This is a genomic window from Amycolatopsis sp. (genome assembly GCF_035546795.1).
Taxonomy (GTDB): domain Bacteria; phylum Actinomycetota; class Actinomycetes; order Mycobacteriales; family Pseudonocardiaceae; genus Amycolatopsis_E.
In genome coordinates this window covers 44,958-67,379 of sequence record NZ_DASZWC010000020.1, presented here as the reverse complement: position 1 = coordinate 67,379, position 22,422 = coordinate 44,958, and the positions used below count along the sequence as shown (strand labels likewise).

Genomic DNA, 22,422 nt, shown 5'->3' with positions numbered 1-22,422 from the left:
TCAGTTTTCGTCGGTGAGTTTTTCGCGCAGCTGCTGCAGGGTCTGCGCGAGCAGCCGGGACACGTGCATCTGCGAGATGCCGACCCGGCCGGCGATCTGCGTCTGGGTCATGTTGCCGAAGAACCGCAGCATCACGATGGTGCGTTCCCTGGGCGGCAGGTCGCGCAGAAGTGGTTGCAGCGCCTCGTGGTTCTCCACCGACTCGAGGCCGCCGTCAACCTCGCCGAGCGTGTCGGCGAGCGAGGCGGCTTCGCTCTCGTCCCCGGCGGGCTTGTCCACGGAAATGGCGTAGTAGGCGTTGCCCGCCTGCAGCCCTTCGCTGACTTCGTCCACGGAAAGCCCGAGCGTGCGGGCGATCTCGGTGGGCGTGGGGGCACGGCCGAGCCGCTGCCCGAGTTCGCCGCTGACCTGGCCGATCTGCAGGTGCAGCTCCTTGAGCCGACGTGGCACGCGGACCGACCAGCTGGCGTCCCGGAAATGGCGCCGGACCTCGCCCATGATGGTGGGCACCGCGAACGAGAGGAAGTCGGTGCCCCGCTCCGGTTCGAACCGGTCCACCGCGTTGATCAGGCCGACCCTCGCCACCTGCACGAGATCGTCGTAGGCCTCGCCGCGGCCGCTGAACCGGCGGGCGATGTGCTCGGCCACCGGAAGGAACTGCGTGACCAGCGCGGTGCGCAGCCGCTCGCGGCGGGGGTCGCCGGGCGGCGTGGCGGCCAGCTGCGCGAATTTCGCCTGCTCTTCACTTTTCCGCGGCTCGCGGGCCACGACGGTTTCCGGGCTTCGCGGCCGGCCCATCGGTCAGCTCCCGGTGACCGGCCGGGCCACCGCGGCCACCGAGGGGACTCTTCGGCACCGGAACAGCGACGTCTGCAGTCTCATGGTCCCGGCTACCCGTGCCCCCGATGCCTCACACCCCGGATCGTGTCGGCGCACCGGGGTTTAACCCGGGCGTGGGGGGTGAATGAAGATCAGTATGCGGATCTCGATGGTTTCCCAGCAGGCCAGTCCACTCGCCGTGCGGGGAAACACGCAGGGGCTGCACGTGGCCGGCCTCGCCGCCGCGTTGTGCGCGCAGGGCCATGAGGTCACGGTGTACAGCCGCCGTGACGATCCCGCCCAGCCGGAACGTATGCGAGCCGGTGCTGGGTACGAAATGGTGTGTGTGCCGGCCGGTCCCGAAGCGGAATTGCCCGCCGACAAGGTGCTGGCGCATATGGCGGACTTCGCCGGATACCTCACGCGCGAGTGGGAATCAGCGCCGCCCGACGTGGTGCACGCGCATTTCTGGTCCTCCGGGCTGGCCGCGCTGCTGGCGGCGCGCGGGACGGATTTGCCGGTCGTGCAGACCTTTTACGGGCTCGGCGTGGTCGAAGCCCGCTACGAAGGCAGCGCCACGGGCCCGGCCGAACGCGTCCGGCTGGAACGTCTCGTCGGCCGTAACGCCGTGCAGGTCGCGGCCGGATGCAGCGACGAGGTCTTCGAGCTGGCCCGTCTCGGCCTGCGCCGGCCGCGGATCTCCATCGTGCCGCGCGGGGTCGAGGTGGACCGGTTCACCCCGGTCGGGCCGCGGGCTGGCCGCGATGCCCGGCAGCGGATCCTCGGCGTCGGATGTCTGGCTCCCCGCAAGGGTTTCGCCACGATGATCTCCGCGCTGCCCTGGGTGCCCGAGACCGAGCTGGTCATCGCCGGAGGTCCGGCGCTGGACGGCCTCGCCGCGGATCCGGAGGCCGCGCGCCTGCGCGAACTCGCCCGGCGGCACGGGGTCGCCGACCGGGTGCACCTGATCGGGCACATCGCGCGCGAAGAGCTGCCCGCGTTGTACCGCTCGGCGGATCTGGTGGTGTGCACGCCCTGGTACGAGCCGTTCGGTCTGGTGCCGCTGGAGGCGATGGCCTGCGGGGTGCCGGTGGTCGCGACGGCGGTCGGCGGGTTGATCGACACCGTGGTCGACGGGGTCACCGGTGAGCTGGTCCCGCCGCGCCGCCCGGACGCGCTGGCCGCCACCTTGCGCCGGTTGCTGGACGAGCCCGCCCAGCGTGAGGCCTACGGCATCGCGGGCGCGGACCGCGCGCATTCGCGGTATTCGTGGGACCGCGTCGGCACCGACATGCTGCGGGTCTACGAGCAGGCCCTCGGCGGACGCGTGCCCGCGCCGCGCGAACCCGGCCAGGTACCGGTCGGCGGCACGCCGCTGCCCAGCTGAACCCTGTCCTTTCCCGCCCTTGACGCGTCGGAACCGTTCAACTATGCATGAGTCATGCATGATAAACGGGTCGCCAACCTGCTCGGGGCATTGTCGCTCGCGGTGCATGATCTCGTGCTGGCCGACGCGACCGCCGCGGCCGGCACGAGCGCCAGCGGCGCCGCCGCGCTCGTCGTGTTGTCCACCGCGCCCGGGCTTTCGGTCACCGAGCTGGGCAGACGCATCGGGCTCAGCCAGCCCGCCGCCGCCCGCATGGTCGACTCGCTCGAACGCGCCGGGCTCGTCGAGCGCCGGGACACGCTGACCCGCTCCGTCGCGGTGCACCTGACGAAACAGGGGAGCGGCGCCGCGCGGCACATCCTCGGTGACCGCGGCGGCAGGCTCGGCACCCTGTCCGCCGCGCTCGACGCCGACGAACAGGCGACTTTGGCTCTCCTGCTGGGAAAACTCCTTACCTCCGCGTACGACCAGCTGCCGGAAGCGGACCGGTTGTGCCGGTTGTGCGATCGCGCGGCCTGTGTCGCGAACGGACAGATCTGCCCCGTCGGCGCGGCCTGCCGGAGCCGTGATGGGTGAGCTGCTCGCGCTGGCTTCCGCGCTCTGTTTCGGGCTGACCCATTTCGTCAACGGCGTTCTTTCCCGCCGCGCGCCAGGGCTGACCATCTCGCTCTACGCCCAGCTCGGCGGAACGGCGATCACGCTTCTGGCCGCGCTGTGCTGGCCGGACGGGACGGGCGCCGGGCTCGGCTGGGGCGCGCTTTCCGGTCTGGGCACGGGAATCGGCGTCGCCTTCCTGTACCGGGCGATGAGCACCGGTGCGCTCAGCGTGGTGGTGCCGGTGAGCGACGTGGGCGCGGTCGCGATCCCCGTCCTCATCGGACTGGTGTTCCTCAGCGAACGCCCGTCCGCGCTCGCGATCGCCGGCGTGGTGCTCGCGCTGCCCGCGATCTGGCTGGTGTCCGGTGGCTCCGGCCGGGCAACCGGACTGCGCGACGCGCTGATCGCGGGGGCGGGTTTCGCCGTCCAGTTCCTCGGCATGGCACCGGTTCCGGTGGACGCCGGGCTCTGGCCGATCGTGCTGAGCCGCGTGGTTTCGGTGGCGGTGATCCTGCCGCTGGTGCTCGGCACCAGGACACCGGTGCGGCTGCGGCCCTCCGTGGCCGCGCCCGCGCTGATCGCGGGAGCCGTCGGCAGCGTCGCCATCGTGCTGTACTGGGTGGCCGCGCACCGGCAACTGGTCGCGCTGGCCACCGTGCTGGCCGCGCTCTACCCGGCCATCCCCGTCGTCCTCGGGGTGGTGCTGCTGCGGGAACGGTTGCGCGGCACACAGATCCTGGGCGTGCTCGGGGCCGGGCTCGCCGTGGCGTGTATCGCGCTCGGCTGACCGGCCGGGCTCACAGCGGCGCCGGGTGCCGGGCGGCGCTGAGCATTTCGAGCGCGGCGCCGACCGTCGCCTGCATCGGCAGCCGGGCGCCGAGCCCGGTGACCTGCAGCGGGCGGGCGACCGGGCGCGGACTGCCGACCAGCGCCCACCGCACGTGCTCGCGCGCGGCCAGGTCCTCGAGATCGAGCAGCACCTCCAGGCCCGCCGAACCGAGGAACGTCACCTCGTTCAGATCGAGCACGAACGGGCCCCCGACCACGAGCCGGCTCGCGTATTCGGCGAGCGCGGGCGCACCGATCGCGTCCAGCTCGCCCGAAACACGAGCCAGCCGCACACCGCCTGGAAACTCCGCCATTTCGATTCGGACGTCGCTGAGTGTCTGCACGGCGTTTTTCCGATCTCCTCGGGGTTGCGGCGGTTTCTCCCTGCCCCGCCGCGCACCTTGCGAAAGTCACTCTCCCTGCGCGGCTGCCGGCTCAACCGCCCAGCTCCGACCGTACGGAGACAGGAAGGCCGTTGGCAAGGCATGAAGCGGGTTAATCCGCCGCTACGCCAGGTAATTTGTGAATGATTTACGCGGCGAGTTCCGCCCAGACCTGTTTCCCGCCTTCTTCGGTCCGCGTGCAACCCCATGACCTGGCCGCTTGCTGCACCATCAGCAGCCCGTACCCGCCTTCGGAGTCCGCGGCGCGGATGTGCGCCCCGCGGGGGTCGTCGTCCGAAACCGACACGATGAGTACATCGTCGCGCAGTTCAAGCGACAGCATGGGGGTCGAACTGGTGTGCTGCAGGGTGTTCTCCACCAGCTCACTGGCCACCGTGGCGACGTCCGGCGTCAGCTCCGTGAGGTGCCAGTCCGCGCAGACCCCGTCGACGAAACGACGGGCCGATCTCGCGGATTCCGGTGCTCTGGCCAAAGTGATCTCGGCTCGGCTTTGCATTCGGCTGCTTCCTGGGTCGTCGTGACAGGGACTCGGATACCCGTCGCGGCGACCGGAAAACCCGGCACCCGCGAGTCCTCTGTGGACACTGTGGCTGGTTCGATCGGGCAAGGATCTTCCGGCGCGCCACCACACCTTCGTGGCAATCCTGGTCACCGTCCGCGTTCGCGGGCGGAAAAACCACGGTTTGGGGTTGATTCACTTTTGGCCACGGAGGACAGTGGGTAAGCCGGGTCGGCACTGTGTGCGACGGAGGCGAGGATGCTGCGATGACGGACCTGCGTGCCCGGCCGATTGTCCTGGGCGACCAATACGATCTCCCCGCGCGGCACCGCCGCGGTCAGACCATCCTGCGCTTGATGCGCACCACCGACCACAAGGTCATCGGGTGGATGTACCTGCTGACCTCGCTGGGTTTCTTCGTCGTCGGCGGCGCGATGGCGTTGCTGATGCGCAGCGAGCTGGCGCGGCCCGGGCTGCAGTTCCTCTCCCAGGAGCAGTACAACCAGCTGTTCACCATGCACGGCACGATCATGCTGCTGCTGTATGCCACGCCAAACGTGTTCGCCTTCGCCAACCTGGTGCTGCCGTTGCAGATCGGTTCACCGGACGTGGCGTTCCCCCGGCTGAACGCGTTCTCCTACTGGCTGTTCCTGTTCGGCGGGCTGATCGTGCTGTCCTCGTTCCTCACCCCGGGGGGCGCACCGGACTTCGGCTGGACGGCGTACACCCCGCTGTCCGATTTCACGCACTCACCGGGTATCGGCGGGAACCTGTGGATCGCGGGGCTGATCGTCTCCGGCCTGGGCACCATTCTGGGCGGGGTCAACATGGTGACGACCATCGTGACCCTGCGATGTCCCGGGATGACGATGTGGCGGATGCCGATCTTCACCTGGAACATCCTGTTCACCTCGATCCTGGTGCTGGCCGCCTTCCCGATCCTGACCGCCGCGCTGTTCGCGCTGCTGGCCGACCGGCTGATCGGGGCGCACGTGTTCGACCCCGCCAACGGCGGTGCGATCCTGTGGCAGCATCTGTTCTGGTTCTTCGGCCATCCCGAGGTCTACATCATCGCGCTGCCGTATTTCGGGATCGTCACCGAGATCATTCCGGTGTTCAGCAGGAAACCGCTGTTCGGCTACCGGCTGATGGTGTTCGCCACGATCGCGATCACCGCGCTGTCGTTCGCGGTGTGGGCGCACCACATGTTCGCCACCGGCGCGGTGCTGCTGCCGTTCTTCTCGTTCATGACCTTCCTGATCGCGGTACCGACCGGGATCAAGTTCTTCAACTGGATCGGCACGATGTGGAAGGGCCATATCACGTTCGAGACCCCGATGCTGTTCTCCGTCGGCTTCCTGATCACCTTCCTGCTCGGTGGCCTGACCGGGGTCATCCTCGCCTCGCCGCCACTGGATTTCCACATCACCGACACCTATTTCGTGGTCGCGCACTTCCACTACGTGCTGTTCGGCACGATCGTTTTCGCCACCTTCGCCGGGGTCTATTTCTGGTTCCCGAAGATGACCGGGCGAATGCTCGACGAACCGCTGGGAAAACTGCATTTCTGGACCACGTTCATCGGTTTCCACACCACGTTCCTGGTGCAGCACTGGCTCGGCGACCAGGGTATGCCGCGCCGGTACGCCGACTACCTGCCGAGCGACGGGTTCACCGTGCTCAACACCATTTCCACGATCGGCGCGTTCATTCTCGGCGCCTCGATGCTGCCGTTCATCTACAACGTGGTGAAGAGCTACCGGTTCGGGGAGAAGGTCACGGTGGACGATCCGTGGGGCTTCGGCAATTCCCTGGAATGGGCCACCACCTGCCCGCCGCCGCGGCACAATTTCACCGAGCTGCCCAGGGTCCGCTCGGAACGCCCCGCCTTCGAACTGCACTATCCGCATATGGTGGAACGGCTGCGCGAGCAGGGCCACATCACCCTCAGCGGGAAGCCGGTGCCGCATGAGCACGCCTCCGCGACCCCGTCGGAGACGATCTCGGGCGACGATTCCGGGCACGGTTAGCTTTCGGTACTCCCGGGTAGCCGGAGCGCGGACTGCCTTGGAGGGACTGATGACCGAACACGGATCCACCGCGGTCGAGGACCGCTCGATCGCCCGGCTGATCCAGGACATGTCGGAACAAACCCGCAGGCTGGTGCGGGACGAGGTCCAGCTGGCCGCCGCCGAGCTCAAGGACAAGGGCAAGAACGCCGGGCTCGGCGCCGGGCTGGCCGGGGCCGCCGGCGTCGTGGCGGTGTTCGGCGCGCTGGCGCTGGTCGCCGCCGCCATCCTCGGGCTCGCGCTGGTCATGCCGGGCTGGGCCGCGGCGTTGGTCGTCGGGGCCGCGCTACTGGTGGTGGCCGGGATAGCCGCGCTGATCGGCACCCGCAAGATCAAGCGCGCCGTACCGCCGGTGCCCGAGGAAGCCGCCGCGGGCGTGGCCAAGGACGTGCAGGTCGTACGCGAAGGGGGCCGGCACCATGAGTGAGCGCGACACCTTCCCACGTGATGCCGAAGAAGCGCGCCTCGACGTGGAACTGACCCGCCAGGAACTCGGCGAGACCGTGGAAGCCTTGGCGGAGAAGGCGCGCGCCACCGCGCATACCGGTCAGCGTGTCGCGCTGACGGCGGGCGCGGCGATCAGTGCGGGGTTGCTGCTGGCACTGCTGATCAGAAAGTTCACCCGCCGCTAGCCGTAGAGCTTGTCCGCATAGGCCGGGCCGTAGTAGCGCTCGAGTTCTTCGAGCGAGTCGTCCGGACGTTCCAGTGTCTTGGCGATCACCGGCCGGGGCGGCGCCGACTCCGGCTCCCAGGACTCGGGCTTCCACAGCTTCGAGCGCAGGAAAGCCTTGGAGCAGTGGTGGAAAACCTGTTCCACCGCCACGATCAGCGCCAGCTTCGGCCGGTGGCCCTTGACCTTCATGTCGTCGAAGAACGGCGCGTCCCGCACCAGCGTGGCGCGTCCGTTGATGCGTAACGTGTCGCCGCGGCCGGGGATGAAGTAGACCAACCCGACGTGCGGGTTGGTGAGTACGTTGCGGAACGTGTCCACCCGGCGGTTGCCGGGCCGGTCCGGGATCGCGATCGTGCCTTCGTCGAGGACGCGGGTGAAGCCAGGCGGGTCGCCCTTGGGGGACACGTCACAGGCACCGGTGGCGTCGGAGGTGGCGATGAGGCAGAACGGGGAGGCGGCCAGCCACTCGAAGTCGAGCGGATGCAGCTTCGTTCTTTCCTTACGCAGCGCCGCGGGCTGCACCTCGCCGACGATCTCGCGGAGTTCGTCCGCCGTGCCGATCGTTACCACCCCGTCCATGTCCATAACGCCGACACTACTGAACATCCGCCCGGTTGCTGACCGGTTTTGCGCGGCGGCTCACTCCACCGGCCAGCGCGTCGCCGCCTCCTCCAGCAAGGTTTCGACGATCTGGCTCTCCGGCACCGTGCGCACCACCTCCCCCTTGACGAAGATCTGCCCCTTCCCGTTGCCCGACGACACCCCGAGGTCCGCTTCGCGCGCTTCGCCGGGTCCGTTGACCACGCAGCCCATCACCGCGACGCGCAGCGGGACCGGGAAGCCGTCGAACGCCGCCGTGACGCGCTCGGCCAGCTGGTAGACGTCGACCTGAGCCCGGCCGCACGACGGGCACGACACGATCTCCAGCCGCCGCGGCCGCAACCCCAGCGACTCCAGGATCTGCGCGCCGACCTTCACCTCCTCCACGGGCGGCGCGGACAAGGACACGCGGATCGTGTCCCCGATGCCCTCGGCCAGCAGTACCCCGAACGCCACCGAGGACTTGATCGTGCCCTGGAACCGCGGCCCCGCCTCGGTCACGCCGAGGTGCAGCGGGTACTCGCAGCGCTGCGCCAGCAGCCGGTAGGCGTCGATCATCACCAGCGGGTCGTGGTGTTTCACCGAGATCTTCAGGTCGGTGAACCCGTGCTCCTCGAACAGCGAGCACTCCCACAACGCCGACTCGACGAGCGCCTCCGGGGTGGCCTTGCCGTACTTGGCGAGCAGGCGCTTGTCCAGCGAACCCGCGTTGACCCCGATCCGGATCGGGGTCCCCGCGGACCCGGCCGCCTTCGCGATCCCGGCGATCTTGTCGTCGAACTTCTTGATATTGCCCGGATTCACCCGCACCCCGGCGCAGCCGGCGTCGATCGCCGCGAACACGTAACGGGGCTGGAAGTGGATGTCCGCGATCACCGGGATCGCGGACTTCTTCGCTATCTCGGGCAACGCTTCCGCATCGTCGGAGGAGGGCACCGCGACGCGCACGATCTGGCAGCCCGCCGCGGTCAGCTCCGCGATCTGTTGCAGCGTCGCGTTCACGTCCGCGGTGACGGTGGTGGTCATCGACTGCACCGAGACCGGCGCGTCCCCGCCCACAGCCACAGCGCCGACCATCACCTGCCGGGACTTCCTGCGCCGCAAGGGAATCACGGGCATGCCGAGTTCCGTCACGACCGCACCGTCGCGGGCAGCGTGAAGTGGATGGTCTCGCGGCTGGTCTCGCGCTCCTCGACCTTGACCGGGCCCAGCCCGCCCATCGCGGCGATGACGGCGTTGACCAGCCTCGGCGGCGCCGAGGCTCCTGCCGTCAACCCGACCACTTTCGCGTCGATCAGCCATTCCGGCCTCAGGTCGGGCGGGCCGTCGATGAGGTGCGCCGGGGTGCCGGCCCGGCGTGAGAGTTCCACCAGCCGCACGGAGTTCGACGAGTTTTTCGAGCCCACCACGAGGACCACATCGGACTCGGCCGCGATCGCCTTCAGCGCGTCCTGCCGATTCGTTGTGGCATAACAGATGTCGTCGGAGGCCGGGCCGCGCAGCGCGGGGAACCGGCGGCGCAGCGCCTCGACGACCTCGGCTGTCTCGTCCACGCTCAACGTGGTCTGGGTGAGGTAGGAAACCCGTTGTGGGTCCGGCACTTCCAGCTTCCGGGCCTCCTCCGCCGACTGCACGAGCACCATCCGCCGCGGCGCCTCGCCGAGGGTGCCCTCGACCTCCTCGTGCCCGGCGTGCCCGATCAGGATCACCGTGTCCCCGCGAGCGGCGAACCGCCGCGCCTCCGTGTGCACCTTCGTGACCAGCGGGCAGGTCGCGTCGACCACCTCCAGCCGCCGCCGCTTCGCCTCCGTGCGCACGGCGGGGGAGACCCCGTGCGCGGAGAACACCACGGCCGCGCCAGGCGGCACCTCGCTCAGCTCGTCCACGAACACGGCCCCGCGGCACTCCAGATCGCGGACCACATGCACGTTGTGCACGATCTGTTTACGCACGTAGACCGGCCCGCCGCGCTGGGCCAGTAACCGTTCCACGATCTCGATCGCCCGCTCCACGCCGGCGCAGAACGAACGCGGCGCCGCGAGCAGCACCGTGCGCGCCGTGCCGGCGGCCGAGAGGCACGCGGCCATCGCGCCGCACACCCGCTCGGTCAACTCCGGTGACGGGCTCCCGGTGATCGCCGCCCCGAGCCCCGCGGTGTGGTCACCGGCGCGGAACACCGAGCGCAGCGCCACCGCGCCGCGATCGGCTTCCGCGTGCAGCGGGCCCCGGCCCGCGCGCACCCCGCGCCGCCGCAGTTCCCCTTCCAGCAGCACCCCTGCCGGGCAGGGCACAGACGGCCGGTCCGGCCACAGCAGGTCTTCGGCCACCAGCACCGCACCCGGATCGGGGCGGCCCCGGTTGTTCGCGGCGAGAATGCTCTGCGCTGCGGTGAAGGACATCGACTCTCCTCGTACTCCCATTCGCGGTGCGGGGACCTCAACGGTCACGGCGGGCGACCAATCGCGCGAGCGCGGTGAGCTCGGTTTCGGCCTGGGGCCGGGGAACCGCGGCGCGCAACCGGGACAGGGCGTGCTCCAGCAGGTTGTCGGCCTGTGCCTGGGCCCACTCGCGGCCGCCGGCGCCAGCCACGAGCTCGGCCGCGCGCACCAGCTCGGGCCCGGTCAGGTCCTCGGGTTTGCGGTACAGCTCGGCCAGCTGCCTGCCCTCCCTGGTGCGCGAGCCCAGCGCCGCAACCACGGGCAGGGACTTCTTGCGGCTGCGCAGATCCGAGTACACCGGCTTCCCGGTGACCGCGGGCTCGCCCCAGATGCCGAGCAGGTCGTCGACGAACTGGAACGCCAGGCCGATCTCCTCACCGAAGGCACGCAGCTGCCGGACCTGTTCCCCGCCGCCGCCGCCCGCCACGGCACCCATCGCGCAGGACGCGCCGAGCAGCGCCCCGGTCTTGCCGGCCGCCATCGCGCGGCACTCCGCGACACTCACCTCTTCCCGTTCCTCGAAGGCGAGATCGGCGCACTGGCCTTCGATGAGGTCGGCCACCGCGGCCATCAGGATCCGCAGCTGCCCGGGCTGTTCGGCCAGCAGTTCCGCGGCCAGCGCGAGAATCGCGTCCCCGGCGAGGATCGCGGTGCCGACCCCGAACACCTTCCACACCGTGGCCCGGTGCCGCCTCGTCACGTCGCCGTCCACCACGTCGTCGTGCAGCAGCGAGAAGTTGTGCACCAGCTCCACGGCGACCGCGGCGGGCAGCGCGGGCTCCGGTGCGGAGCCCACGGCCTGTGCCGACAGCAGCGTCAGCGCCGGGCGCATCACCTTCCCGCTGCCACCGTCATCGGTCCAGCCGAAGTGGTGGTAGGTGGGCGGGCGCATCGACGCGGACAGCCGCCCGGCGGTCGCGCGCAGTTCGGGTTCGACCAGATTCCGGGCCCAGGCCAGGATTTCCGGCGCCGTCCGCGCCTTCGTCACGACATCCACGCTTCACCGTCCCAGTTCCACGTTCTCCAGGATGCCCAGCGCATCCGGGACCAGTACCGCCACCGAGTAGTAGGAACTGACCAGATAGGACAGCATCGCCTTTTCGCCGATCCCCATGAACCGCGCGTTGAGGCTCGGCTCGATCTCGTCGGGGATCCCGCTCTGGCGCAGTCCGATCACGCCCTGGCGCTGCTCGCCGACGCGCATCGCGAGTATCGACGTGCTGTTGCCGGCCGAGACCGGGATCTTGTCGCACGGCAGCACCGGCACGCCGCGCCAGCCGAGCACCTGTTTCCCTTCCACCTCAACGGTTCGCTGCTCGATCCCGCGGCTGGTGCACTCCCGGCCGAACGCCGCTATCGCGCGCGGATGGGCCAGGAAGAACGCCGTGCTCTTGCGCCGGCACAGCAGTTCGTCCATGTCGTCCGGGGTCGGTGGCCCGCCCCTGGTCTGGATGCGCTGCTTGAGATCGGCGTTGTGCAGCAGCCCGAACTCCGGATTGGTCAGCAGGTCCGCTTCCTGGCGCTCACGGAGCGCCTCCACGGTCAGCCGGAGCTGCTGCTCCAGCTGGCTCATCGGGTCGTTGTACAGATCCGCGACCCGGGTGTGCACCCGCAGCACCGTCTGGGCCACCCCGAGTTCGTACTCGCGCGGGGCGAGCTCGTAGTCCACGAACGTCGTCGGCAGGTCCGGCTCGCCGCCGTGTCCGGAGGCCAGCTCGATGTTCGCCTCGCCGTGCTTGTTCTGTGCCGGCACCGAACCCCGCCGCAGCTTCGCCACGTGCGCCCGCAGAGCGTCCGAAGTGGACAGAAGCTGGGCGAGGTCCGCCCGGCGCAGCACCAGCACCGTGACCGGGGTGAGCGCCCGGACCGTGCAGGACCAGTCCTGCGGGGAGTCGGCCAGCACCTGCTGACCGAAGTAGTCCCCGTCGGCGAGGATGCCGAGCGAGGTGACCTCCCCGTAATCCCCCCGGCCCTGTTTGGCGGCTTTCCCGTGTGCCAGCAGGAAAATCTCCTCGGCCGGACTGCCCTCCTCGGCGAGTGCCTCGCCGGGGGAGTACTCGCGCTGGGTGAGCCGCCCGGCGAGCGCGCCCAGGACCGCCTCGTCCGCGAACCCCCGCAGCAGTGGCAGCTCGGCCAGGCTTTCCGGAACCACCCGGAGCTCGCCACCGTCGCGGTAGAACGCCGCGCGCCCCGCGCCGGTGGCGTGGTTGAGCCTGCGGTTCACGCGGTAGCTGCCCGCGGTGGTGTCCACCCAGGGCAGCTGCCGCAGCAGCCAGCGTGGGCTGAGCCCGCGCATCTGTGGAACCGATTTGGCGGTGGTGGCCAGGTTCCGCGCCGCCGCGGTGCTCAGGCTAAGCCTGGTCCGGGTCTCCAGTGTCACGGTCACGATGTGCCCAACCCCGTTTCTTACCGGCCGACTTCGACGTTCTCCAGTACTGCCAGTGCATCCGGCACCAGGACGGCCGCGGAGTAGTACACGGAGACGAGGTAGGAGATGATGGCCTTGTCGTTGATCCCCATGAACCGCACCGAAAGGCCCGGCTCGAACTCGTCCGGGATACCGGTCTGGTGCAGGCCGATCACGCCCTGGTTCTGTTCCCCCGTGCGCATCAGGATGATCGAGCTGGTGCTCGTGTCGCTCACACCGATCTTGCTGCAGGGCAGGATCGGCACCCCGCGCCACGACGGCACCTGGTGGCCGAGGTACTCGATCCCGGCCGGGTACACGCCGCGCGCGTTGCATTCCCGGCCGAAGGCGGCGATCGTGCGCGGGTGCGCGAGGAACACGTCCGGGTCCTTCCACACCGTGGACAGCAGCTCGTCCAGGTCGTCCGGGGTGGGCGGGCCGGAGCGGGTGTGGATGCGCTGGGAGTGGTCCGCGTTGTGCAGCAGGCCGAAATCCTTGTTGTTGACCAGTTCGGACTCCTGGCGTTCCCGCAGCGCCTCCACGGTGAGCCGCAGCTGCTGCTCGACCTGGTTCATCGGCTGGTTGTACAGATCGGCGACGCGGGAGTGCACCCGCAGCACGGTCTGCGCGACGCTCAGCTCGTACTCGCGCGGGGAGAGCTCGTAGTCGACGAAGGTGCTCGGCAGGTCCGGCTCACCGTCGTGCCCGGAGGACATGCCGATCTCCGCCTCGCCGTGTTCGTTCCGCGGCGCGAGCAGCCCTTCCTGGAACTTGCGGACCTGCTCCCGCAGGGCCTCGGACTGGCCGTACACCTCGTCGAAACCGTTCTGCTGCAGGACGAGCACGGTGCACGGGGTCAGCGCCTTGACCGTGTACTCCCAGAGGTCCTCCGGGTCGGCCAGCGTCTTGTCGCCGAAGTGGTCCCCGTTGGCGAGCACCCCGAGCGTGGTCTGCCGCCCGTACTGACCGGGCCCGATCTTGGCCACCTTGCCGTTGGCGATGAGGAAGGCCTGGTCGGATTCGTGGCCGAACTCCACGAGCACGTCCCCGGCCTCGTAGCTGCGCTGTTCGAACCGGCCGGCGAGCGCGGTGAGCACCTCGGTGTCGTCGAATCCGCGCAGCAGCGGCAGCTCGGTCAGTTCGGCCGGGATCACGCGGACGTCGTCCCCGGTGCTGACGAACGTGACCCTGCCGTCGCCGACGGTGTAGGACAGCCGCCGGTTGACCCGGTACGCGCCACCGGAGGCCTGCACCCAGGGCAGCGCGCGGATCAGCCAGCGGGACGTGATCGCCTGCATCTGTGGCACGGACTTGGTCGTGGTGGCCAGGTTCCGCGCCGCCGCGGTGCTCAGGCTCAGCTGTGAGGCACCATCGGCCACACCCGACTCAGCGGATTCGGTCACAGTCACGGCAAATACCACCAATCCTTGCATAAAGGGATTCCGCAAATTCGTGAAGGCCCGATTTCCTGGGGCGAATTCGACGTTAGCACCGGCTATCCGGGCAGTACAGTCACTCGACCGTGGCTCCGGAAATTGTCGTCCGCCGTGCGGCCGACATTCGAGTGATGCGCACCGCGGCCGGGAAACGGTCGGTAGAGCGCTTTCCGGCAAGTCACCCGGCTCGCCCAGTGCGCACTGCCCGACGGGGTGACATCCGGGACCTGCCGGGCACGCAGGCCGCCCGGACTGCTCCGAACGGCTCCATCCATTCCCGGACTGTGGGAAATACTGTGGCCCGATGTGGCTAATGGGTCGTCTTTTCGTTGTCCGCCATGGCTTTTCGGAAATATCGGCTTTTGGTGGTGACTCCCGGTGAACGGGACGGCCCCGGATGGCCCAAACCCGCTACCGTTCCGGGACGCCGGGCAGGTAATCGTGTTCGCCAATTCGTGCCGGTATTGCTCCGCGTCGGTGAAGGGGGCCGAATTCCGCACCTGCCGTGGCATGAAAGCGCTTACCCGATCTTGTGACGTCATCACCGCCGCGATTAGCTTTCTTGGCACTCGCCGGAATTGCCCGCGCCCTCTCGGAAGGACCTCGATGAGCGTGTACCTGGTCGGCCTGTTCTGGGTGATCGGCGCGGTGGTGGCCGGGGCGATCATCGCCTACCTGGTGCGTAAGTACGGGCTCGACGAGGGCCGGATGGACAACAACGACGCCGCCGGACAGGCGTTCACCATCGTCGGTGGCCTGCACGCGGTGGTGGTCGCGTTCGTGCTGATCTCCCTGTTCGACGCGGCCGACACCGCCCGCGACAACGCGTACGAGGAGGCGCAGGCGGTGGTCGCGGTGGCCTGGGACGCCTCGTCGCTGCCCGAGCCGGCGAAGACGCAGGTGCCCGCGCTGGCGAAGGAGTACACCGAAACCGTGGTACGGCAGGAATGGCCGCGGCTGCGCGACGGCGGGCCGATGCCGGGCACCGGCTGGTCGCTGGTGGAGCAGATGCGGCAGTCGCTCGACGCCACCGACCTGCCCGACGACGACTGGCTGGTCAACCGCAAGACCGACGCCGGCGAACAGCTCGTGAACATCTACGAGAAACGCCAGGCCCGGCTGAATTCGGTGCGGGACAACAACATCGGCACCGTGGTCTGGTTCGTGCTGATCGCCGGCAGCGTGATCTTCGTGGCGCTGCCGAACCTGTTCGGCGGGACGAAGCAGATCACCCATGTCATCATCGTGTCCACTCTGGCCGCCACGACCACGCTGCTGCTGTTCGCGATCTTCCAGCTGCAGAACCCGTTCGCCGGCGGGTCGAAACTCGGCACGGACGCGTTCGACCAGGCCATCGCCCGGCTGAGCTGATGCGGGGGACACGGCTGTGCGTGGTGCTGCTGCTCCTGGTGTTGACCACGCTCGCGCCGGACGCCGCCGCGGCCGGGGCGACCTGTGTCGCCCTGCAAGTACGGAGTTTCTCGGTCAGGAGCTCCATTGTGGACAGAACGGAGTACCCGGCGGTCGCCACGACCGGGCTCGGCCGGGTGCCCTACCAGCTCAACGCGCTCGGCTACGCGCGCGGACAGGATCTCGCGTACGGCATGGCGTCGAACGGAGACGTCGTGACCCTCGACCGGCGGGGCAGGGCAACGGATCTCGGGCCCTTGCACGCCTCGGCACGGCACGACTTCTCGTCCGTGACGGCTGGTGCCGTGTCGGGAAATCTCTGGTACGTCAAGTCCGGCGATTCTCTGTACACAGTGGACATCCAGCCCGGCGATGACTTCCTCGGCGTCCGGCGTGTCACCGTGCTGACGTCCCTCGCGCTGCTGGTGGACGATTTCGATTCCGATCCCGCGAGCGGGCTGCTCTACGGCGTCGCGAGCGTGCCGCTCGTGGGCGGGGTGGTGGTCACCATCGACGCGCGCACCGGCGTGGTGCGGCGGTTGCCGTGGCCGCAGCTTCCGTTCAGTACCGCCTACGGCGCCGTGGTCCGGGCTCCGGACGGCACGCTTTACGTGACGGCGAACCAGAATCGCGGCCGGAGCCGGGTTTACCGGGTGACCAGCGGGCAGGTGAGCGAACTCGCGACCGGGCTCCCCGCCTCGAACGCCGACGCGGCAGGCTGCCTGCCGCCCCTTCCGGTCCCCGCGCCCCCGCCGCCTCCCGCGCCACCGGCACCCCCGCCACCGACTATCGCGCCGCCACCCCCGACGACCGTCGCGCCGCCGCCAGCGCCACCGACCGCCACGCCACCACCCCCGACGGCCGTCCCGCCCCCGCCACCGACCGCCACGCCACCACCGCCGACGACCGTCGTGCCGCCCCCGCCGCCCGCACCTGCCGTCGCGCCCGCCCCGACCCCGACTCCGAAACCGACGCCACCACCGAAGCCTTCGCCCACTTCCTCTCCACGAGCGGTCACCACGCCGCCACCACCGGTGAGCCCGGCCACGAAGCGGACCGTGCCATCCACAAAGGCTTCCGCGGCACCGGTCGCCCGGACCGAACAGACGAAGGAGAAACGCCGCTGGGCCGTGACGGCACTGGTGCTGATCCTCGGCGCCGGGATCGTCGCCCGCCGGATCGGCAGGTGACTCACGCCTTTCTGGTTGCGGTAGTCGATCACGAGCGTGTGCGCGCCCACCTGGCTGCCGACGATCTCGAAGCGCGGATCCGGGATCCGCCGGCAGGTGAGGTGAACACCACGTCCTCGGCGAAATGGCCGGGCAGCGCTCCGAGGTCGTGCGCGTTCCACGCCCGCACCCAGTCGCCGACGAATTCCCGTGCCTCCAACTGATCCCTACCTTGGGCTTCCATTCAGTCGCGCAGGCCGACGCAGTCGAGGTCCCAGAACGCCGCCGCGTACACCAGTGTGCCGGTCATCCACGGCTCCCAGCAGGACAGTCGCCGGACCTGGAACGCGGGCGGTGGAATACGCAGCGAAGGCGACCGGAAACCGAGCGTGTCGGCCCGCTCGAACCCGCGTTTTCCGTAGTACACCGGCGATCCCTCGAGGAAGACCAGTGGCGCGGCGGTGCCTTCGGCCTCCGCCAGCGCACGTTCGATGAGCCGGGTGCCGATGCCGGTGCGCTGGTGCGCGGGCGACACGGCCAGCGGCGAAAGCACGTACACGTCGACAAGGCGTCGCGGCGCGTCGAGCAGGCTGTGACTCAACAGGACATGCCCGGTCACGCCCTGTTCTCCCTCCGCCACCAGGGAAATCGGCGCGAGCGCCCGTTCGGTCGCGCGTACTGTGCCGGTCGTTACCAATCCGACCACAGCCACGGCCGCATGGCTTGCGCGGCAACGGTTACCTGCCGCCCCGGGGTTCGGCCTACTTTTGGTCGGATTAGTAACCTGTCGACCAGCACGGGAATCCGCTCGTCGGCGAACGCACTGGCGTGCACCTCGCGGACTTTGCCGTGGTCGAGGCCGGTCTCGTGTCTGATCAGCATGCCGCTGAAAATAGAAGCCCACCCCGTGCGCGCGCGAGCCGTTTACCCATCAGGCACACTGAAGGCATGATCTTGCATCCGATCGGCTACGTCCGGTCCCCGAGGTCTGAGCCGGTCGACGACGACTGGGATTCGGTCACGTCGCTGATCGAACTCGACGGCGCGCTCTTCGGGCCAGACGCACTGTGGGGGCTCGAAGAGTTCTCGCACGTCGAGATCGTGTACGTGTTCGACCGGGTCAGCGCGGACAAGATGCAGCGCGGCGCGCGGCATCCCCGCAACAACCCGGACTGGCCGCAGGTGGGCATCTTCGCTCAGCGCGCCAAGAACCGGCCGAACCGGCTCGGCGTCACCTGCTGCAGGCTGCTCTCGGTGAACGGGCTGACGATCAAGGTCCGCGGCCTCGACGCGATCGACAGCAGCCCGGTGCTCGACATCAAGCCCTACCTGGCCGAGTTCGGCCCGCGCGAGCAGGTCACCCAGCCGGTCTGGTCCCGCGAGCTGATGGCGGGCTACTGGGAAAAGCCGCTGCCCGCGCAAGCCTGACGCGCGAAACCCGGGCCCCGCGAAGCGGAGCCCGGGTCCCGGAGAACTCAGCTGGTGCCGAGCGCGAAGACCGTGGTGGTCCGGTAGGTCTGGCCGGGCCGCAGCACGGTGCTGGGGAAGCTGGGCTGGTTGGGGGAGTCCGGGAAGTGCTGGGTCTCCAGCGCGAACCCGTAGCTCTGCCGGTAGGCGTGCCCGCTGGTGCCGTACAGCGTGCCGTCCAGGAAGTTGCCGGAGTAGAACTGGATTCCCGGCTGGTCGGTGAGGATCGTCAGCGTCCGCCCGCTCGCCGGGTCGCTGGCCTTGGCCGCCAGTGCCAGTGACTTCCCGTTGCCGCCGTTGAGCACCCAGTTGTGGTCGTAGCCCTGGCCGATCGCCAGCTGCGGGTCGTTGTCGGCGATCCGCGCGCCGATCGCGGTCGGTTTGCGGAAGTCGAACGGCGTGCCCGCCACCGGCGCCTGCTGCCCGGTCGGGATCTGCGTTGCGTCGGTCGGGGAGTACCGGTCGGCGTTGAGCTGCAGCTTCTGGTCGTAGATGTCGCCGGAGGCCTCACCCGCGAGGTTCCAGTAGGTGTGGTTGGTCAGGTTCACCACGGTCGGCTTGTCGGTGGTGGCCTCATACCCCAGGACGAGCCGGTTCTGCTCATCGAGGGTGTAGGTGACGGTGGCCTTCAGCGTGCCGGGGTAGCCCTGGTCGCCGTCCGGGCTGGTGACGCTCAGCCGCAGCCCCGCGGTGCCCTTGCCCGGCACCTCGGTGACGGTCCAGACCTTCTTGTCGAAGCCCTGCAGCCCGCCGTGCAGGCTGTTGCCGTTGTTGTTGACCGGAACGTCGTAGGTCTTACCGTCCAAAGTGAACTGACCCTTGGCGATCCGGTTGGCGTAGCGGCCGATCAGCGCGCCGAAGTACACGCCGCCGCCCGCTTCGGGGCTGTTCTTGGCGACGTAGTCGGCCAGTGTCGGGAAGCCGAGGACGACGTTGGCACTGTGCCCGTGGGCGTCCGGCACCTCCAGGGTCTGGATGATCCCGCCGTAGGAGAGGATCCGCACCTTCATGCCGTGCGAGTTGGTCAGGGTGTAGCGATAGACGGCCGTGCCGTCGGCCTGGCCGAAGTATTCCTTGCTGATCGTCGGGGAATGCCCGGCCGCCTGTGGCGCGGCGGCCGACACCCCGCTCAACCCCAGAGCCGCGATGCTCATTGCGCTCACCGCGAGCGCGATTCTTCCGCGCATGACAAATACACCCTCCCTTTGTTGGGTCAGGCGAACAGCGGCGCTATTCGCCGGTGGTGTTCAAGCGGTATTCGGCGTGCACGAGTTCGAGCAGTTCGGCGACCGACGTCTCCTTCGAGGACTTGTCGAAGGTGATTTCCCCGTGCTGCAACAGGTTCACCCGGTCGCAGACGTCGACCACCTGGCTGTAGTTGTGGGCGATGAGGATGATCGCGATGTCCCCGCGTGCCTTGAGCTGGGCCAGCAGCCGCAGGATCAGGCCGCCCTCCTTCGCGCCCATCGCGGCCAGCGGTTCGTCGAGCAGGAGCAGTTTCGTGTCCTGCGAGTACACCGAGCGGGCTACGGCGATCGCCTGCCGCTGCCCGCCCGAGAGCTGCCCTACTTCCGCGGTCACCGTCGGGATGTTGATCCCGATGGCGTCCAGCGCCTCCCGCGCCCGGCGCTTCATTTCCTTGCGCCGCAAGAAAGGCAGTGGCTTGTGCACCAGTTCCTTGTTCAGGTGCAGGTTCAGGTACACCGGCAGGTCGTTGACCATCGCGAGGTCCTGGAACACCGTCTCGATGCCCAGCGACCGCGCGTGCGTCACCGATTTCAGCTGCACCGGCCGGCCTTCGAACGACAGGGTGCCGCCGTCGGGCTGGTGGAACCCGGTCAGGATCTTGATCAGCGTGGACTTCCCGGCGCCGTTGTCGCCGATCAGCCCGAGGATCTCCCCGCGCCGCACCGAAAGGTTGATGTCGTCGAGCGCGTGCACCGGCCCGAACCGCTTGCTGACGTGCTCGGCCCGCATCACCTCGGGCACCCCGTTGGTCTCACTCATGACAACCTCCGGGAACCCAGTTTCTTGCGTAGTGAAGCCAAATAGACGTTGAGCAGGGCGGCGACCAGGATGGCGATGCCCAGCAGTACGTAGAACCCGTTGGCGCTGATGCCGGTCAGGTTGAACCCGTCGTAGACCAGGCCCAGCAACAGCGCACCGAGGAACGCGCCGATCACGGTGCCCGAGCCGCCCAGCAACGCGGTGCCACCGATGACGGCGGCGGCCACCGCGTAGAACATCGTGTTGAACCCGCCGTTGGTCGGGTCGTAGGAGCCGACCCTGGTGCCCTGCAGGATGCCGGCGAACCCGGCGAGCCCGCCGGTGATCGAGAAGCAGATCACCTTGATCCGGTTGGTGCGGATGCCCGACTCCGCCGCGCCCAGCGGGTTGCCGCCGGTGGCCTGGGTGGCGATGCCGAACCGGGTGGTGGACAGCAGCACCTGCATCACCGCGACGATCAGCAGCGCCCAGAGGAACTCCGACCAGCCCCACTGCCCGAACACCGAGGCCACCCAGTTGTCCGCCGGCGCGCTCACCGGCGAACCCCCGGAGATGATCAGCGACAGGCCCCACAGCAGGAAGGCCATCCCCAGCGTGGTGATGAACGCCGACAGCCCGAAGATCGTGTGGATCAGCCCGTTCACCATCCCGATCGCCGCGCTCACCGCGACCGAGGCCACCAGTGCCAGGAACAACGGGAACCCGTTGTTGTAGAACAACATCAGCACGAACGGTGACAGGGTGAACACGAACCCGGCGGACAGGTCGATCTGCCCGCAGATCAGCACCATCACCTCACCGGCGCCGACGATCGCCCACGGGGCCACGTACTGCGCGATGGTGTGGTAGTTCTGCGAGGTGACGAACCCGGGCCCGCTGGTGGCCACGAAGTAGATCGCGGCCGCGATCGTGACCAGCAGGATGCTCAGTTCCTTGATCCGGATCAGTCCCAGCAGGAACCCGCGGCGCGGCGGCGGCCCGCCCTCGGTGCCGCCGGTGCGGCCGGTCTGTTTGCCGGTGAGCGCGTCTGTCATGTCTTACGGCACCTCGTGTCAGCGGGTCAGGGTGGTCGCCGCGGGCAGGGGAATGGAACTGGGCATCGGCACCAGATCGGTCTTCGGCCCGCCCTCGAACTTGCTGTTGGCCGAGACGTACGGGCCTACGTTCTCCTTGGTGACGAAGGTGAGGCCGGTGTCGGTGACCGGCGGCGAGAGGAGCGTGCCCGAGAGCCGGAACAGGTACATGTACAGCACCGGCAGGAAACCCTGCAGATACGCGGACTGGTCGATGGTGAAGTCCAGCGCACCGGACTGCACGCCCTTGAGCGTGTCGGACAGCGTGTCGTACCCACCGGCGTGGATCTTGCCCTGCAGACCGCGGGTGGACAGCAGCTGCGCGATCGAAGCGGTGCTGCCGGCGTCCACGGCGTACAGGCCCTTGGCGTCGGTGTGCCCGTCGTAGGCGGCGGTGATCGCGTTCAGTTCGTTGGCCTGCTCGGCGCCGGTGTTGACGGACTGTACGGTCACTCCGGGCGCGGCCTGTTTGAGCGCGTCGGTGATGCCGTCGAGCCGTGGCTGCACGTTGTTGCCGCCCGGCTGGGAGATGCCGACCAGGATCAGCCCGGACGTGACGTCCTTGGCGATCCGTTGTCCCATCAGGAAACCGGACTGGTACAGGTCCTGGCCGACGTAGGTCAGCGGGTAGTTCCCCGGCGCGGTGGCGTTGTAGGCGATCACCGGGATACCCTTGGCCAGCGCGGCCTTCGTCGGCTCGACGAAGGCGTTGTTGTCGGTCAGCGCGATGGCGATGCCGTCGACGCCTCCGTTTACCGCGGTGGAGAAGGCGTTGGCCATCTCCGAGACGTTGCCTTCGGTGGAGCCGGTCCACTGCGGGTCGGGCAGGCCGAGCAGCTTGGCCGCGTCGGTCATCCCGGACTTCGTGGGCACGAAGAAGGAGTTCGTGGTGACGTGGTTGATGAAGGTGAACCGGTAGCCCGGGGTGCTCGGGAACGCGCCAACGCCGCCGGAACTCTGGTTGCCCTGCACGCCGTTGCATGCGGCGAGCAACGCGCTGGCGGCGACCGCCCCGCCACCTGCTCCCATGAATTTCAGTGCGGCCCTTCGAGAGGTCGCGGCCTTGTCGTCGCTCATGTAAACCACCCATCCACTTCGGCGGGGAACTCGGGCACGGGGTCAAGCGTGCCTGAATCATT

24 protein-coding genes are annotated in these 22,422 nt (G+C 68.9%); 9 read left to right on the top strand and 15 right to left on the bottom strand.

Annotated elements, in window-relative coordinates:
• Positions 1-798 carry a SigB/SigF/SigG family RNA polymerase sigma factor gene (locus VHD82_RS13870; RefSeq protein WP_325702324.1) on the bottom strand — a complete coding sequence of 266 codons (798 nt, stop codon included), beginning with the start codon at positions 796-798 and terminating at the stop codon, positions 1-3.
• A gap of 178 nt (positions 799-976) precedes the next feature.
• On the opposite strand from VHD82_RS13870, the gene VHD82_RS13865 reads away from it, so the two are divergent.
• The 3 genes from VHD82_RS13865 to VHD82_RS13855 are packed head-to-tail and all read left to right on the top strand — an operon-like array spanning position 977 to position 3,590.
• A complete protein-coding gene (locus VHD82_RS13865; RefSeq protein ID WP_325702615.1) occupies positions 977-2,206 on the top strand; it encodes a glycosyltransferase in 1,230 nt (409 codons plus the stop codon).
• A 54-nt stretch (positions 2,207-2,260) separates the two neighbouring features.
• On the top strand, positions 2,261-2,782 hold the full coding sequence (locus VHD82_RS13860; protein ID WP_325702321.1) for a MarR family transcriptional regulator: 522 nt from the start codon (positions 2,261-2,263) through the stop codon (positions 2,780-2,782).
• A complete protein-coding gene (locus tag VHD82_RS13855) occupies positions 2,775-3,590 on the top strand; it encodes an EamA family transporter (protein WP_325702318.1) in 816 nt (271 codons plus the stop codon). The genes VHD82_RS13860 and VHD82_RS13855 overlap by 8 nt, the downstream gene beginning before the upstream one ends.
• A gap of 10 nt (positions 3,591-3,600) precedes the next feature.
• Here VHD82_RS13855 and VHD82_RS13850 read toward each other — a convergent pair whose 3' ends face one another.
• A complete protein-coding gene (locus tag VHD82_RS13850) occupies positions 3,601-3,975 on the bottom strand; it encodes an STAS domain-containing protein (RefSeq protein WP_325702315.1) in 375 nt (124 codons plus the stop codon).
• Positions 3,976-4,162: 187 nt separating this feature from the next.
• Positions 4,163-4,531, bottom strand: coding sequence for an ATP-binding protein (locus VHD82_RS13845; protein WP_325702312.1), 369 nt, complete (start codon positions 4,529-4,531; stop codon positions 4,163-4,165).
• Between the two features lie 269 nt (positions 4,532-4,800).
• On the opposite strand from VHD82_RS13845, the gene ctaD reads away from it, so the two are divergent.
• From ctaD to VHD82_RS13830, 3 genes are read left to right on the top strand one after another with little or no spacing between them, the layout of a single operon-like run.
• Positions 4,801-6,564, top strand: a complete 1,764-nt coding sequence (gene ctaD / locus VHD82_RS13840; protein ID WP_325702309.1) for a cytochrome c oxidase subunit I — start codon at positions 4,801-4,803, stop codon at positions 6,562-6,564.
• 49 nt (positions 6,565-6,613) lie between these two features.
• Positions 6,614-7,030: a phage holin family protein gene (locus VHD82_RS13835; RefSeq protein WP_325702306.1), complete on the top strand. Its 417-nt coding sequence runs from the start codon at positions 6,614-6,616 to the stop codon at positions 7,028-7,030.
• Positions 7,023-7,235 carry a DUF3618 domain-containing protein gene (locus tag VHD82_RS13830; protein ID WP_325702303.1) on the top strand — a complete coding sequence of 71 codons (213 nt, stop codon included), beginning with the start codon at positions 7,023-7,025 and terminating at the stop codon, positions 7,233-7,235. The genes VHD82_RS13835 and VHD82_RS13830 overlap by 8 nt, the downstream gene beginning before the upstream one ends.
• Here VHD82_RS13830 and VHD82_RS13825 read toward each other — a convergent pair.
• From VHD82_RS13825 to VHD82_RS13800, 6 genes are read right to left on the bottom strand one after another with little or no spacing between them, the layout of a single operon-like run.
• On the bottom strand, positions 7,232-7,861 hold the full coding sequence (locus tag VHD82_RS13825; protein ID WP_325702300.1) for a pyridoxamine 5'-phosphate oxidase family protein: 630 nt from the start codon (positions 7,859-7,861) through the stop codon (positions 7,232-7,234). The genes VHD82_RS13830 and VHD82_RS13825 overlap by 4 nt on opposite strands.
• 54 nt (positions 7,862-7,915) lie before the next feature.
• On the bottom strand, positions 7,916-8,995 hold the full coding sequence (gene ispG, locus VHD82_RS13820) for a flavodoxin-dependent (E)-4-hydroxy-3-methylbut-2-enyl-diphosphate synthase (protein WP_325702612.1): 1,080 nt from the start codon (positions 8,993-8,995) through the stop codon (positions 7,916-7,918).
• Positions 8,996-9,006: 11 nt separating this feature from the next.
• The gene (gene ispH, locus VHD82_RS13815; protein WP_325702298.1) at positions 9,007-10,275 is read right to left on the bottom strand and encodes a 4-hydroxy-3-methylbut-2-enyl diphosphate reductase; all 1,269 of its coding nucleotides are present in this window, start codon (positions 10,273-10,275) and stop codon (positions 9,007-9,009) included.
• A 37-nt stretch (positions 10,276-10,312) separates the two neighbouring features.
• A complete protein-coding gene (locus VHD82_RS13810) occupies positions 10,313-11,302 on the bottom strand; it encodes a polyprenyl synthetase family protein (RefSeq protein ID WP_325702295.1) in 990 nt (329 codons plus the stop codon).
• A gap of 12 nt (positions 11,303-11,314) precedes the next feature.
• Positions 11,315-12,703, bottom strand: coding sequence for a family 2B encapsulin nanocompartment shell protein (locus VHD82_RS13805; RefSeq protein ID WP_414637511.1), 1,389 nt, complete (start codon positions 12,701-12,703; stop codon positions 11,315-11,317).
• A 17-nt stretch (positions 12,704-12,720) separates the two neighbouring features.
• Positions 12,721-14,130, bottom strand: a complete 1,410-nt coding sequence (locus VHD82_RS13800) for a family 2B encapsulin nanocompartment shell protein (RefSeq protein ID WP_325702289.1) — start codon at positions 14,128-14,130, stop codon at positions 12,721-12,723.
• Positions 14,131-14,763: 633 nt separating this feature from the next.
• Here VHD82_RS13800 and VHD82_RS13795 point away from each other — a divergent pair.
• A complete protein-coding gene (locus VHD82_RS13795; RefSeq protein ID WP_325702286.1) occupies positions 14,764-15,528 on the top strand; it encodes a hypothetical protein in 765 nt (254 codons plus the stop codon).
• On the top strand, positions 15,528-16,757 hold the full coding sequence (locus VHD82_RS13790) for a DUF6923 family protein (protein WP_325702284.1): 1,230 nt from the start codon (positions 15,528-15,530) through the stop codon (positions 16,755-16,757). Before VHD82_RS13795 ends, VHD82_RS13790 begins: the two co-directional genes overlap by 1 nt.
• Before the next feature lie 28 nt (positions 16,758-16,785).
• Here the strand turns inward: VHD82_RS13790 and VHD82_RS13785 are convergent, their stop codons facing one another.
• Both VHD82_RS13785 and VHD82_RS13780 read right to left on the bottom strand, forming a co-directional pair.
• Positions 16,786-16,956 carry a nuclear transport factor 2 family protein gene (locus VHD82_RS13785; protein ID WP_325702281.1) on the bottom strand — a complete coding sequence of 57 codons (171 nt, stop codon included), beginning with the start codon at positions 16,954-16,956 and terminating at the stop codon, positions 16,786-16,788.
• Positions 16,957-16,980: 24 nt separating this feature from the next.
• Positions 16,981-17,448 carry an N-acetyltransferase gene (locus VHD82_RS13780; protein WP_325702278.1) on the bottom strand — a complete coding sequence of 156 codons (468 nt, stop codon included), beginning with the start codon at positions 17,446-17,448 and terminating at the stop codon, positions 16,981-16,983.
• Between the two features lie 236 nt (positions 17,449-17,684).
• Here VHD82_RS13780 and VHD82_RS13775 point away from each other — a divergent pair, with 236 nt between their 5' ends.
• A complete protein-coding gene (locus VHD82_RS13775; RefSeq protein ID WP_325702275.1) occupies positions 17,685-18,164 on the top strand; it encodes an SAM-dependent methyltransferase in 480 nt (159 codons plus the stop codon).
• A gap of 47 nt (positions 18,165-18,211) precedes the next feature.
• On the opposite strand, the gene VHD82_RS13770 is transcribed toward VHD82_RS13775, so the two are convergent.
• The 4 genes from VHD82_RS13770 to VHD82_RS13755 form a co-directional block, all read right to left on the bottom strand.
• Positions 18,212-19,357 carry an aldose epimerase family protein gene (locus tag VHD82_RS13770; RefSeq protein ID WP_325702272.1) on the bottom strand — a complete coding sequence of 382 codons (1,146 nt, stop codon included), beginning with the start codon at positions 19,355-19,357 and terminating at the stop codon, positions 18,212-18,214.
• Between the two features lie 76 nt (positions 19,358-19,433).
• A complete protein-coding gene (locus VHD82_RS13765) occupies positions 19,434-20,210 on the bottom strand; it encodes an ATP-binding cassette domain-containing protein (protein WP_325702269.1) in 777 nt (258 codons plus the stop codon).
• Complete coding sequence (locus VHD82_RS13760) at positions 20,207-21,244, bottom strand: ABC transporter permease (RefSeq protein ID WP_325702267.1); 1,038 nt, start codon at positions 21,242-21,244, stop codon at positions 20,207-20,209. Before VHD82_RS13760 ends, VHD82_RS13765 begins: the two co-directional genes overlap by 4 nt.
• 18 nt (positions 21,245-21,262) lie before the next feature.
• Positions 21,263-22,360 carry a sugar ABC transporter substrate-binding protein gene (locus VHD82_RS13755; protein WP_325702264.1) on the bottom strand — a complete coding sequence of 366 codons (1,098 nt, stop codon included), beginning with the start codon at positions 22,358-22,360 and terminating at the stop codon, positions 21,263-21,265.
• Positions 22,361-22,422 lie beyond the last annotated feature (62 nt).